General features: G+C 60.8%; 11 protein-coding genes. 9 read left to right on the top strand and 2 right to left on the bottom strand.

Going from position 1 to position 13,087, the window contains the following annotated elements; all coding sequences use genetic code 11:
* Positions 1–93 precede the first annotated feature (93 nt).
* The 7 genes from BA190_RS20905 (at position 94) to BA190_RS20875 (ending at position 7,318) form a co-directional block, all read left to right on the top strand.
* Entirely contained in the window at positions 94–471 is a 378-nt protein-coding gene (locus tag BA190_RS20905; protein ID WP_068291621.1) for a DUF983 domain-containing protein, read from the top strand.
* Entirely contained in the window at positions 468–1,223 is a 756-nt protein-coding gene (locus BA190_RS20900) for an SURF1 family protein (protein WP_068291620.1), read from the top strand. Before BA190_RS20905 ends, BA190_RS20900 begins: the two co-directional genes overlap by 4 nt.
* Positions 1,224–1,359: 136 nt before the next feature.
* Positions 1,360–2,772: a threonine synthase gene (gene thrC, locus BA190_RS20895; protein ID WP_068291617.1), complete on the top strand. Its 1,413-nt coding sequence runs from the start codon at positions 1,360–1,362 to the stop codon at positions 2,770–2,772.
* Entirely contained in the window at positions 2,769–4,028 is a 1,260-nt protein-coding gene (locus tag BA190_RS20890; RefSeq protein ID WP_068291615.1) for a pitrilysin family protein, read from the top strand. The genes thrC and BA190_RS20890 overlap by 4 nt, the downstream gene beginning before the upstream one ends.
* Before the next feature lie 8 nt (positions 4,029–4,036).
* On the top strand, positions 4,037–4,624 hold the full coding sequence (locus BA190_RS20885; protein ID WP_068291613.1) for a GNAT family N-acetyltransferase: 588 nt from the start codon (positions 4,037–4,039) through the stop codon (positions 4,622–4,624).
* 190 nt (positions 4,625–4,814) lie between these two features.
* Positions 4,815–6,752 carry a hypothetical protein gene (locus tag BA190_RS36065; RefSeq protein ID WP_156771622.1) on the top strand — a complete coding sequence of 646 codons (1,938 nt, stop codon included), beginning with the start codon at positions 4,815–4,817 and terminating at the stop codon, positions 6,750–6,752.
* 173 nt (positions 6,753–6,925) lie between these two features.
* A complete protein-coding gene (locus BA190_RS20875) occupies positions 6,926–7,318 on the top strand; it encodes a cupin domain-containing protein (protein ID WP_068291931.1) in 393 nt (130 codons plus the stop codon).
* Between the two features lie 88 nt (positions 7,319–7,406).
* Here BA190_RS20875 and galU read toward each other — a convergent pair whose 3' ends face one another.
* The gene (gene galU, locus BA190_RS20870) at positions 7,407–8,282 is read right to left on the bottom strand and encodes a UTP--glucose-1-phosphate uridylyltransferase GalU (RefSeq protein WP_068291609.1); all 876 of its coding nucleotides are present in this window, start codon (positions 8,280–8,282) and stop codon (positions 7,407–7,409) included.
* Positions 8,283–8,671: 389 nt separating this feature from the next.
* Between galU and BA190_RS20865 the strand changes: the two genes are divergently transcribed.
* Entirely contained in the window at positions 8,672–11,554 is a 2,883-nt protein-coding gene (locus BA190_RS20865; protein ID WP_068291929.1) for an EAL domain-containing protein, read from the top strand.
* A gap of 334 nt (positions 11,555–11,888) precedes the next feature.
* Complete coding sequence (locus BA190_RS36600) at positions 11,889–12,242, top strand: transposase (RefSeq protein WP_256390544.1); 354 nt, start codon at positions 11,889–11,891, stop codon at positions 12,240–12,242.
* A gap of 84 nt (positions 12,243–12,326) precedes the next feature.
* Here the strand turns inward: BA190_RS36600 and BA190_RS20855 are convergent, their stop codons facing one another.
* On the bottom strand, positions 12,327–12,944 hold the full coding sequence (locus BA190_RS20855) for a YqgE/AlgH family protein (protein ID WP_068291605.1): 618 nt from the start codon (positions 12,942–12,944) through the stop codon (positions 12,327–12,329).
* Between the last annotated feature and the right edge of the window lie 143 nt (positions 12,945–13,087).

Genomic DNA, 13,087 nt, shown 5'->3' with positions numbered 1-13,087 from the left:
AGTAAAAATGCGTTCACACTTGAACGCGTTTTGCTCTAGGATCAACGAGGCGGCCGGGATTCCCCGGCCGTTTCCTTTTAGGGCTCTCCAATCATGTCGCAGGATCAGCACTACGCTCCGCTTTCGCCCTTCCAGACCGGCTCGCGCGGCAGATGCCCGCGTTGCGGCCAGGGCAAGCTCTTCGACGGCTTCATCAGTCTCAAGCCGAAATGCAGCGCCTGCGGCCTCGACTACAGCTTTGCCGATTCGGGCGACGGGCCGGCCGTGCTGGTCATCCTGGTCGCCGGCTTCATCCTGCTGGGCGCGGCCGTCTATGTCGAATTCACCTTCTCGCCCCCGGTCTGGGTGCACATCATCCTCTGGCTGCCGCTTTCCCTCGCTGTCTGTCTCGGATTGCTGCGCTGGATGAAGGGCGTACTCGTTGCCCTGCAATATACCAACAAGGCGGCCGAGGGCCGGTTGGAAGAATGACGACGTCCGTGGTCTCCTCGCGTCCTCGCTCGCTGGTGGTGCTGACGATCTCGATGCTGGTGATGGGCGCCTTCCTGGTCGGTCTCGGCATCTGGCAGCTCGAACGTCTGCAATGGAAGCTCGGCCTGCTCAAGGAGATTGCCGACCGCACCACGGCGGCTCCCGTTGCTCCGCCCCCCGAAGCCGATTGGCCGCGCCTGACGCGGGACGGCCTCGAATACCGGCATTGGCAGGTCTCGGGGACCTTCGACCACGCCAAGGAGATCCGCTCCTTCACCAACCTGCCCGATGCCAAAGGGCAGTTTCGCGGCGTGGGCTACTGGGTGCTGACACCGCTCATCCGTCCCGACGGTTCCACCATCCTGGTCAATCGCGGCTTCGTGCCCGAGAACGCCAAGGATCCCGCCAGCCGCCAGGCCGGGCAGATCGCCGGTCCCGTCACCATCACCGGCCTCGCCCGCTGGACGGAAGACCGCAATCTCTTCACGCCGGCAGACGATCCTGCCACCGGCAACTGGTTCACGCGCGACATCGCCGGCATTGCCAAGGCCGAGGGGCTGACGCGGGTCGCACCGTTCTTCATCGATGCCGATGCCAGCGCCCCCGGCGGCCTGCCCGAGGGCGGAGAAACCATTCTCACCTTCCCCAACAACCACCTGCAATATGCGCTGACCTGGTTCGGTCTCGCCCTCGGCCTTGTAGGGGTCTACATCGCCTTCGTCCTGCGCCTGAGGCGCAAACCGGCGGGATAAGGACGGCGCCGCTGGGCAAGGAGGCGGCGATACGCGCCTTGCCCGTCGGCCCCGGGCGGATTACACGATGAAGACTTGTGTCCCGGACGGCGCGCGACTGGTATTGCAGCGCTTCCGGCACCGAAAGGATAGAACCGTGCTCTATGTTTCCACGCGGGGCGAAGCCCCCGTCCTCGGCTTTTGCGATGCCCTCCTCGCCGGCCTTGCCCGCGACGGCGGCCTCTATGTGCCGCAGCATTGGCCGGTTCTGTCCCACGCCCAGATCGCTTCCTTTGCAGGCAAACCCTATTGGCAGGTCGCCGAAGCGGTGATCTCGCCCTTCGTCGGCGGCGAGATCGAGCCGGCGGCCCTGCGCCGGATGATCCAGGAGGCCTATGGCAGCTTCGGCCATCCAGCCGTCGTGCCGCTGGTGCAGATCGGTGACAATCTGTTCGTGCAGGAGCTGTTCCACGGCCCGACGCTTGCCTTCAAGGACGTGGCGATGCAGTTGCTCGCCCGGCTGATGGACCACGCCCTGAAGGCCCGCAACAAGCGGGCCACCATCGTCGGCGCCACCTCGGGCGACACCGGCAGTGCCGCCATCGAGGCCTTCCGCGGCCTCGAACAGGTCGACATCGTCATTCTCTATCCGCATGGCCGCGTCTCCGAGGTGCAGCGCCGGCAGATGACCACGGTCGATGCGCCCAATGTCCATGCCGTGGCGCTGGAGGGCAATTTCGACGATTGCCAGGCCCAGCTGAAGGCGATGTTCAACCATCTCGAATTCCGCGACGAAATCGGCCTGTCGGGCGTCAACTCCATCAACTGGGCCCGTATCGTGGCCCAGATCGTCTATTACTTCACCGCCGCGGTGGCCCTGGGCGCGCCGCATCGCAAAGTGTCGTTCTCGGTGCCCACGGGCAATTTCGGCGACATTTTCGCCGGCTATGTCGCCAAGCGCATGGGCCTGCCGATCGAGCGGCTCCTGATCGCCACCAATGTCAATGACATCCTGGCGCGCACCATCGCGACGGGCGTCTACGAGGCACGCGGTGTGAAGGAGACGTCTTCGCCCTCGATGGATATCCAGGTTTCCTCCAATTTCGAACGCCTGCTCTTCGACGCCTATCACCGCGATGCCGGCCAGATCCGCCGCCTGATGGGCAATCTCACCCAATCAGGCGCCTTCGAGATCGACGAAGGCGCCTATGAGGCCATCCGTGGGGAGTTCGACGCCGAGCGCGCCGACGAGAAGGAGGTCGCCAAGACGATCGGCATGATCTGGCGCAACGCCGGCTACCTCCTGGATCCGCATACGGCCGTCGGCGTGATGGCGGCGTGGAAGGCCGAACCCGATCGCCGCGTGCCGATGGTCGTGCTCGGCACGGCCCATCCCGCCAAGTTCCCGGCCGCGGTCAAGGACGCCTCGGGCATCGAACCCAAATTGCCGGATGCCCTCGCCGATCTCTATGAGCGGCCCGAGCGCTTTACCGTCCTGCCCAATGACCTCGGGGTCCTGGAGGCCTTCGTCCGCAAGCATTCCCGCGCGGCCCAGGGTGCAGCCGCATGAGCGTCGAGGTAACCCGCCTCCCGTCCGGCCTGACCGTCGTTACCGACGCGATGAGCCATCTGGAAACCGCTTCGCTCGGTGTCTTCGCGGGTGCCGGCGCCCGCTCGGAAGGCGAGAAGGAGCACGGCCTCGCCCATCTGCTCGAGCATATGGCGTTCAAGGGCACGCGGACTCGTGACGCCAAGCGCATCGCCGAAGAGATCGAAAGCGCCGGCGGTGAACTCAATGCCGCGACATCCGGCGAGCAGACCGCCTACTACGCCCGCGTGCTGAAGGAAGATGTCGGCCTCGGCTTCGACATCCTGGCCGACATCCTCACCCAGTCCGTCTTCGATGCCGATGAACTGGCGCGGGAGAAGAATGTCATCCTGCAGGAGATCAGCGCCGTCGAGGACACGCCGGACGATCTGGTCTTCGACATGTTCAACCAGGCCGCATTTCCGCATCAGCCCCTCGGCCGCCCCATTCTCGGCACCCCCGAAACCGTGATGTCGTTCGACCGCAAGGCGATCCAGACCTATCTCGACACCCATTACCGGGCCGGCCGCATGGTGGTCGCCGCCGCCGGGGCCGTCGAGCATGATCGCGTCGTCGAAGAGGCAGGCCGCCTGTTCGCCCATCTGCCCGAAGGCAGCGGCCCCGAACCGGCTTCGGCGATCTATCGCGGCGGCGAGGACGTGATGGTGACCGATCACGAACAGGCCAATGTGCTGATCGGCTTTGCCGGCCGTTCCTACAAGGATGCCCTCAGCCCGGCTCTCGGAATCTTCACCAATCTGGTCGGCGGCGGCATGTCCTCGCGCCTGTTCCAGGAGGTGCGGGAAAAAAGGGGCCTGTGCTACTCGGTCTATGCCTTTCAGTGGGGCTATGCGGATACCGGCATCTTCGGCATATCCGCCGGCGCCGGCGCCGAGGACCTCAAGGATCTCGTGCCGGTGATCCTGGATACCGTAGCGGCCGCTGCCGCCTCCCCCACCGAAGCGGAGATCGCCCGCGCCAAGGCGCAGATGAAGGCCGGCCTTCTGATGGCGCTCGAATCCTCGGCGATGCGCGCCGAGCAGATGGCGCGCCACATGCTGATCTGGGGCCGCCCCCTGCCCCCGGCGGAATTGATTGCCAAGATCGATGCAGTCACCGTCGAGGACGTGCGCCAGGCAGGCGAGGCCGTGCTGGCGTCGCCGCCGACCCTGGCGGCCCTCGGGCCGGTCAAGAAATTGCCCCGCCTCGACAAGATCCGCACCCATCTGGCGGCATGAGGCGGTGAATGTCCTTCCTGCGGCCCTTCTCCTTCGCCGACGTCGTACCGCCGGTCCGTGGCGAGAAGGTCGAGCTGCGCGCGCCGGAAATGCGCGATTTCGAGGCCTGGGCCGCCCTGCGCGGCGCGAGCCGGGAATTCCTGCGCCCCTGGGAGCCGACCTGGCCCCCCAATGATCTGACGCGCCCGGCCTTTCGGGCCCGGATCAAGCGCTATGGCCAGGATGCCAGGGCGGACGCCGCCTATCCTTTCTTCGTCTTCCGCTCCGATAATGGCGCGCTGGTCGGCGGCCTCACGCTCGGCCAGATCCGCCGCGGCGTGGCGCAGACCGGCTCGCTCGGCTATTGGATGGGCCAGGCCCATGCCGGCCAGGGCCTGATGAGCGACGCCGTGCGGGCGTTGCTGCCCTATGCCTTCGGCACGCTGCGCCTGCGCCGGGTGGAAGCCGCCTGCCTGCCGGAGAACGCCCCCTCGATCCGCCTCCTGGAGCGCGTCGGCTTCATCCGCGAGGGCTATGCCCGCTCCTATCTGTGCATCGCCGGCGCCTGGCGCGACCATCTGCTCTACGCAATCCTGTCGAGCGACGAGATCCGCTGAGGCTTTCAGGAGAGCGCACGTTACATGTGACGTGTCTTCATATCGTGTCGTCGCCTTGGACCTGTGGCATTCGAGGACAAAGTGTATTGACAATGTCATCCCGTAGTTGCAGCTCGGGTCTAGCATCGAGTAAATTGCCATCATAGACATTGAAATTTACCCACGACACGTTTTTGACCGGGTACATTTGGTGCAGCTACAGGCATTGTATCAAAAGATGATAAAGTTTGATCACCTATTCAAAGATAATAAAAATGCCGTTGAAACCGTCGAAGGTGACATCGTGGTCAAAACTTTAGCTTATCCGCCTGAAACACATTTGGAACAGTATCTATCCTATTATGTAGGAACTACGAATCCAGGTTACGCGGTACTTATTGATGGCGACTGGGGCACCGGCAAAACTTTTCAAGTAACAAAAGCGCTGCCTGCTGATCATGCGTGGTACGTAAGCCTCTTTGGGCTGAGCACACCTGCAGATATCGAAGCTCAGGTTTTTTCGAAGATGTTTAGCACCAAAGCAAAGATCAAGGGGTTTGTATCAAAACTTAATTCTATAAATTTAGGGCTTACGGGATTGGGGTCTGTAGGAATCAATGGCCTTCCAAGTGCTATTGCAGACGCATTTGTAAAAGGGGCTGTCGACAATTCCAGGCCTCTAATTTTCGATGATCTCGAACGCTGTTCGGTAGAACCAGAGAATATTTTAGGCATCATTAATAGATACGTGGAACATCATGGATGTCGTGTCATCGTGATCGCTCATGACGATAAAGTTGTTCAGAAAATAAAAGATACGAAAGAAAAAATATTTGGTCAAACACTTAAGGTAGAACCAAATATTGATGCAGCATTTCGAGCGTTTAACGAGCATTTTACATATATAGATAATGAAGATTTACTTGGAGAGCTCAAAGAAGAAGTGTTATCGATCTTTAAAGAATCGAAAGCGCACTCACTTCGTGTTCTTCGACATGTCGTGGAGGATGTTAGGCGCCTGAGGAAAACGCTTGAACCGCGACATCTTGAGAACCATCTCGCAATGGTGGAATTAGTTCGCCTATTTTCCGCCCTTTCAATCGAAGTTCGAGACAATGTGCTGAACCGCGCAGATATAAGAGACAGAAAGGCGGCAATATTTCGATACGAGGTCGACACTTCAGGAAATAGAGAAATAGAAGACAATCGACCGCAAATTGTAAAATCTAAATCAAAATATAAGTCAATCGATATATCCAATACAATCCTCGATGACCAAGTAATAGAAGAAACTCTATTTGAAGGAAGATTTGTTAATGATCACATCCGAAATTCGATTGACTCTAGCCCACATTTTGTAAAAATTGAGACAACACCTCCTTGGAAAATTGTAATAAATTTCGACAATCTCGATGATGATATAGTTTCAACGGCCATTCAAGCGATGAATGAGCAGTTTTTAAATAGATCCATCACTGAATCAGGCGAATTTTTACATGTGGTCGCCCTTAAAATGATGATGTCGACGCGTGGAATCTCAGTCCAATCAATTGATGACATTGAAAGAGAAGCCAAATTATATATTGACGACCTTTTATCTGCGAACCTCTTGCCTTCCAGATCACTTGATTACCGATGGGACGAAGCCTTTAGAGATTCGCACGATCGAATTCGATATTGGATCGAAGAAGGATTTACTTATCAATTTCAGAGAGTTCGTGATTATCTTATAGCAGGTCGTACCAAGGCACTTGAAAATAGCTTTCCTACTTTGATCGTCAAATTGTTGGAAATTGTTCGGAAAGATGGCCAAAGCTTCTTTGCTAACATTTGCTACACTCGCGACGGAGTAACGGCATACCAAGACGTACCAATCCTCTCTCAGGTGTCAGAGAAGGACTTCGTTGACGCATGGCTCGCGTCCCCAAAAACAGGATGGTATTGGATAACGAGCGCACTGCAAGAACGCATCCAATCAATTGATCACAAACCGGCTCTCGGCGCTGAAATTGAATCTATATCTAAATTTGTTTCCGAATTACGAAAACGCGCAGACAGTTCCGACGGCTTAGCTCGCTTGCGACTGGAACGTTGCTATCAACCTATATTATCAGAGCTTGAGTCACGACAACGGGTACCGCGGAATTAAAAATATTGAGAGCTGCAGTGACACTTTTACCAATTGGGGCTTCTTTCACAGTCGACCGCCCGGCGACCCATACACAAACTGCGAACTGTTCAGTTCGGAACGGGTAGCAAACGGTCGCCCAAACTCTGCAAATGCCCACCATAGTTTTCACCTATCACCGCGCGGGGGATATCATGATCGGGGAAACTCAACTCATCATCACACGGGCTGAAGAGCGGCCCCAGGAAGCCTGGGACGATCCCGCCAAGGGGAGCGTGGCCTGGCATACCTTGATCAGCGCTGAGATCACGCCGACCGACAGCCTCAGCGCTGGAATCGCCATCCTGCCGCCCGGCGGCACCAATCCGCCCCACCGCCACGCCGAAGCGGAGCTCTATCTCATCCTGGAAGGCAGCGGCGTGCTCACGGTCGATGGCGCGGAGAGCCCCGTCGTCAAGGGAGCGACGATCTTCATCCCCGGCAATGCCTGGCACTCGCTGCGCAACGAAGGCGATGCCGAACTTCGGCTCTTCTATGTCTTCCCGACCGGACGCTTTTCGGACGTGGTCTACGAGTTTCCCGGTTGAGCCCGGACATCACGACACGAAGGCGCATTGCCGTGTCCGCACCTAGAAAAATGGCCCGGTTTCCCGGGCCATTTCATTCAGAACCCTGTCAGCCCAGCAGGGCCTTCAACTCCGCCCTCAGCTCATCGCCGAGGCCCTCGCGCTCGAGTGCATAGGCGACATTGGCGGTCAGGAAGCCGATCTTCATGCCGGTGTCGTAGATGCGCCCCTTGAACACCGACCCGTAGAATTTCTGCCCCTGGGCCAGTTTCAGCATGGAATCGGTGAGCTGGATCTCGCCGCCCGCGCCGCGTTCCTGCTTTTCCAGGAGATCGAAGATCTCGGGCTGCAGGATGTAGCGGCCGGAGACCGCCAGGTTGGAAGGCGCCGTGCCCTTCTTGGGCTTTTCGACCATCTGGGTGATCTCGAAGGCATTGCCGCCGACGCTCTCGCCCTTGCCGACGATGCCGTATTGATGCGTCTGGTCTTCCGGCGCCTCGAACACGGCGATGTGGTTGCCGCCGACCTTGTCATAGGCCTCGACCATCTCCGCCAGGCAACCCTTGCCCTTGCCGTGATGCAGCATGTCGGGCAGCAGCAGGGCGAAGGGCTCGCGCCCGACGATCTCCCGCGCGCACCAGACGGCATGGCCGAGGCCGAGCGGGGCCTGCTGGCGCGTGAAGCTGGTCTGGCCCGCCGCCGGCAGCGAACGCTGCAATTCCTCATAGGCTTCCATCTTGCCGCGCTCCTTGAGCGTGGCGTCGAGTTCATAGGCGATATCGAAATGATCCTCGATCACGCCCTTGTTGCGGCCGGTCACGAAGATGAAGTGCTCGATGCCGGCTTCGCGGGCTTCGTCCACCACGTGCTGGATGACGGGCTTGTCCACCACGGTGAGCATCTCCTTGGGCACCGATTTCGTGGCAGGCAGAAAGCGCGTACCGAGGCCGGCGACGGGAAATACAGCTTTGCGAATGCGCGTCATAGGAATCCTTTGATCGGTGCCCTTGGGGAAGGTTGGTTGTTCTTATTGCCCCCTCGGATGAAGGAACGGTTTATGCGAGCCTACTCAGAGTCTGGCCCTGCAGCAATCTCAGCCTTGCCAGCTTTGAACGTCAAAAATGAGGTAAGGGCGAAATCGCTGGTGACAGCCTCTACATCGGCCCGGCCTGCACGATGATGGCGCTGGACGGAGCTGCCGGCACGCAATCTCCATTCCGCCAACAGGAATCCGACCGGCGCAGCTTGCCCAATTTCGCATTGCTGGCTACTGCTTCTCGACACAATTGAGTGGCAGGTGGGCAGGCCCTTCGAAGTGAGATGAACCAGGACCGTCGCAAGGGGGCGCCGGGAAGCCTGGCTGGAGATCGTATGTTGCAGTTCATTCGCGTCGTCGCAGCCTCCATGGTCATGATGCTCGTCATGGCAATGGTCGGCGGCGTTGCGCATGCCCTGGAGCCGGTGGACGTCAACGGCGAGGTCGACGCCATCGATCTCCTGCCTGCTGTCGAAAGCTATTCCAGCCAGGGCGACCGCATCCAGATCCAGACCGCCCCGGGCGCCGACGGCATCGTGCGCCGCATCGAGGTGCGCTCGAAGCAGCCGGGAACCAATCCGCATTGGATCGTATTCGCCCTCGCCAACACCACCGACGAGCAGATCGACCGCATCGTGGTGGCGCCGCATTTCCGCCTGGTCGGCTCCGGCCTGGTCTGGCCGGATCTCGGTGCATCGCGCATCGCGGAAATCACGCCGAGCCAGGGCTTCCAGCCCGAACGGCAGGAGGACGACGATGCCGATGTCTTCCGGGTGACGCTCGACCCGGGCTCCCGCGTGACCTTCGTGGCCGAATTGCGCACCGCCAAGCTGCCCCAGCTCTTCCTGTGGGATCCCGACGCCTACAAGGACAAGGTCAACTCGCTGACCCTCTACAAGGGTATCGTGCTCGGCATTGCCGGCCTCCTCGCTTTGTTCCTCACCATCGCCTTCGTGGTGAAGGGCACGGCGATGTTTCCCGCCGCCGCCGCGCTGGCCTGGGCGGTGCTGGCTTATCTGGCCATCGATTTCGGCTTCCTGCACAAATTCCTCGCCATTCCCCCGGATGGAGACAGGGTGTGGCGTGCGGGCGCCGAAGCGGTGTTCTCCGCCACGCTTCTGGTCTTCCTGTTCGCCTATCTCAATCTCAACCGCTGGCATGTGCGCTACTCCGTAGTCTCGGCGCTCTGGCTCACCGCCCTGGCCGCTCTCGTCGGCCTGGCGGTGATCAACGCCCCCGTCGCCGCCGGCGTCGCCCGCATCTCCATCGCCACGCTGGCCGTCGTCGGCCTCTTGATCATCCTGCTGCTGGCCTTCTACGGCTACGACCGGGCCGTGATGCTGATACCCACCTGGACCCTGCTGCTCGGCTGGGTGGCGGCGGCGGGATTGACCATCATGGGCCATCTCACCAACGACCTGGTGCAGCCGGCCCTCACCGGCGGCCTGGTGCTGGTGGTGATGCTGATCGGCTTCACGGTGATGCAGCACGCCTTTGCCGGCAGTGCCTTCGCACCCGGCCTGATGACCGATACCGAACGCAAGGCCCTCGCCCTCACCGGCTCGGGCGACGTGGTCTGGGACTGGGACGTGCCGGCCGATCGCATCTATGTCAGCCCCGAGGCCGACCAGTTGCTCGGTGTCGCCCCCGGCGCCCTCGACGGGCCTGCCGCCGACTGGCTCGAACTCGTCCATATCTTCGATCGCGACCGCTTCCGTACCGCCCTCGACGCGGTCATCGACCAGCGCCGCGGCCGCGTCAGCCTGGATTTCCGTATCCGGGCTGCCGACGGCCACTATATGTGGCTCAACCTCAAGGCCCGGCCGGTTGTGGGCTCGGACGGCGAGGTGGTGCGCTGCGTCGGCACTGTCTCCGATGTCACCGAGCAAAAGACGGCCGAGGAGCGCCTGCTCCACGATGCCGTCAGGGACAATCTGACCGGCCTTCCCAACCGCGAACTCTTCACCGATCGGCTGGAAGCCGCGCTGGTCCAGGCCAAGCAGGACGGCACCACCAAGCCGACTGTGCTGATCCTCGATCTCGACCGCTACAAGCAGGTCAATGACGCTGTCGGCCATTCCGTCGGCGATTCGATCCTGCTGACGGTGTCGCGCCGCCTCTCACGCCTGATGAAGCCCCGCGACAGCGTCTGTCGCATCTTCGGCGATCAGTTCGGCGTCCTTCTGCTGTCGGAACCCGATCCGGAGCGGATCTCGGCCTTTGCCGAGTCGATTCGCCGCTCGCTGCGCGCGCCCATCGCCGTTGCCGACCGCGAAATCTTCCTTACCGCCTCGGTCGGCGTGGCGATGTACGATCCCCAGGCTCCGGTCAAGGCGGACGAACTGATCAAGGATGCCGAGATCGCCATGTACAACGCCAAGAAGATCGGCGGCGATCGCATCGAGATCTTCCGGTCGGCCATGCGGGTCGAGCGGCCGGACCGCTCCACCCTGGAGGCCGATCTGAGAAGAGCGATCGAACGCGACGAACTCAAGGTCTTGTTCCAGCCGGTGGTGCGCCTGCAGGATCGCACCATTGCCGGCTTCGAGGCGATCGTGCGCTGGGAGCATCCCAAGCTCGGCCGCCTGCCGCCGGGCGAGTTCAACGCCATGGCCGAGGAGACGGGGCTGATCGTCGATGTCGGCCTGTTCGTGCTCGACCGCACCGCCCGCCAGCTCTCGATCTGGCAGCGCCTGGTCGAGGTCGAGCCGCCCTTGTTCGGCATGGTCAACATCTCCAGCCGGCAATTGCTGCGCCAGGACCTCGTCCAGGACATCAAGGCGGTGATGGCTCGGGCCGGCATCGAGCGCGGCTCGCTCAAGCTCGAGGTCTCCGAGAGCCTGGTGATGGAAAATCCCGAATATGCCGCCCAGATCCTGGCCCAGCTCAGCGATCTCGGGGTGGGCCTGGCCATGGACGGCTTCGGCACCGGCTATTCCAGCCTGTCCTACCTGCAGCGCTTCCCCTTCGACATGCTCAAGATCGATCCGAGCTTCGTCAAGGAAGGCGAGCGCGGCCGGCCGGTGATCCTGCGCTCGATCATCGCCATGGCGGGCGACCTCGGCATGGAGATCATCGCCGACGGTGCCGAGGCCGATAGCGATGCCGCCGAACTCGGTGAGCTCGGCTGCCAGTTCGCCCAGGGCGAGGCCTTCGGCGATCCTGTCACGGCGGAGGAAGCCCGCCGGCTGATTGCCGGGCCGATACGGCTGCGGGCGTGACCTGGAGCACGGACATCCTGTCCGCTCTTGAAGCCTGCCCCTTGCAGGACGTTTCGAGGGAACCGCCAGGGTGGAGAAGAAACACCCGCTGCGGCCACAAGTGGTGTGGCATTCCCGAGGATATCTCCCGCATTGGGAAGCTGGCGAACATCCATAAGGCATCACCTTCCGTCTCGCGGATTCCCTGCCCAGCGAGCTGCTGAGCCGTTGGGCGCGGGATCTGAAGGAGTCCGACCCCGAACTCGATTCAACCGAGCAGCGCCGGCGCTATGAGGAAGCGCTTGACAAGGGCTATGGGGAAGCTTTGCTCGCGCAGCCCGATGCCGGCTCGATCGTGCAAGCAGCTCTGCTTCATTTCGATGGGGTACGATATCGTCTCCACGCCTGGAGCGTCATGCCCAACCACGTTCATGTACTCGCCGCACCGCTTGTACCGCATGCGCTATCGGCCATCATTCACTCGTGGAAATCTTTTACGGCACTTCAGATCAATCGCGCCTTAGGGCGGCAGGGAATGCTGTGGTTTCCTGAATATTTTGATCGTCGGATCAGAGATGAGGGCCACTTTCAACGCGCGCTTTACTACATCGAGACCAATGCGGTAAGCGCCGGTTTGTGTGCTCGGGCCGAGGACTGGCCTCATTCGAGTGCGGCGCGCATAAGGGGACGTAATGAAGTCGAGTTGTGAGGCACGACCAAAGACGTTCGGCAATCACAGATCTAGCGGAACCGGTTGAGGATCAAGAGCGGACAGGATGTCCGCGCTCCTCGCCTACGCGTGCCCGGCATCCCGCGAGAACAGGCCGGGCTCGATGCCGAGCTTGCGCAGCGCCCGCGTATATTTGGTGTCGACCTGGTCGTCGAACAGCAGGCCCGGATCGGCGTCGCAATGCAGCCAGCCATTGGCCTGGATCTCGCGTTCCAGCTGCCCCGCACCCCAGCCGGCATAGCCCAGCGCCAGCAGGGCTTGCTCAGGCCCTTCGCCGATGGCGATAGAGCGCAGAATGTCGAGCGTCGCGGTCAGGCAGATATTGTCCTCGATCGGCATGGTCGAATTGTCGATGAAGACATCGTTGGTATGGAGCACGAATCCCCTGCCGGATTCGACCGGACCGCCATTGACGATACGGATCGGCGCGCCCCTCGGTTGACGCATGTCCGAGACGCCGTCGATGACGCCGAGCTGCTTGAGGAGATCGGGAAAGCGGATGTTCTTGGCCGGCTGGTTGACCACGATGCCCATGGCACCGTCGGACGAATGCGCACAGATATAGATCACCGTGCGTGCGAAGCGCTCATCCTGCATGGACGGCGTGGCCACGAGCATCTTGCCGTCGAGGAAACCGCCGGATGAATCGCTGCCGAATGGAATGTACCCTGTCATGGACATGATCGTGCCGCATCGTATCGGCTTTGTTAAGGCATAAATTTGGCCAACCTTGGCGAAGCGCCGACGGTAGGCTTCACAAGAGTGTCACGCCTTCGTGCATGGCGCTATTGACCATTCGCAGTTATCCGTCTGCCGAGACCTCC

This window comes from Labrys sp. WJW, from assembly GCF_001676615.1.
Classification (GTDB): Bacteria; Pseudomonadota; Alphaproteobacteria; order Rhizobiales; family Labraceae; genus Labrys; species Labrys sedimenti.
This window is presented reverse-complemented; position numbering and strand designations above follow the sequence as displayed.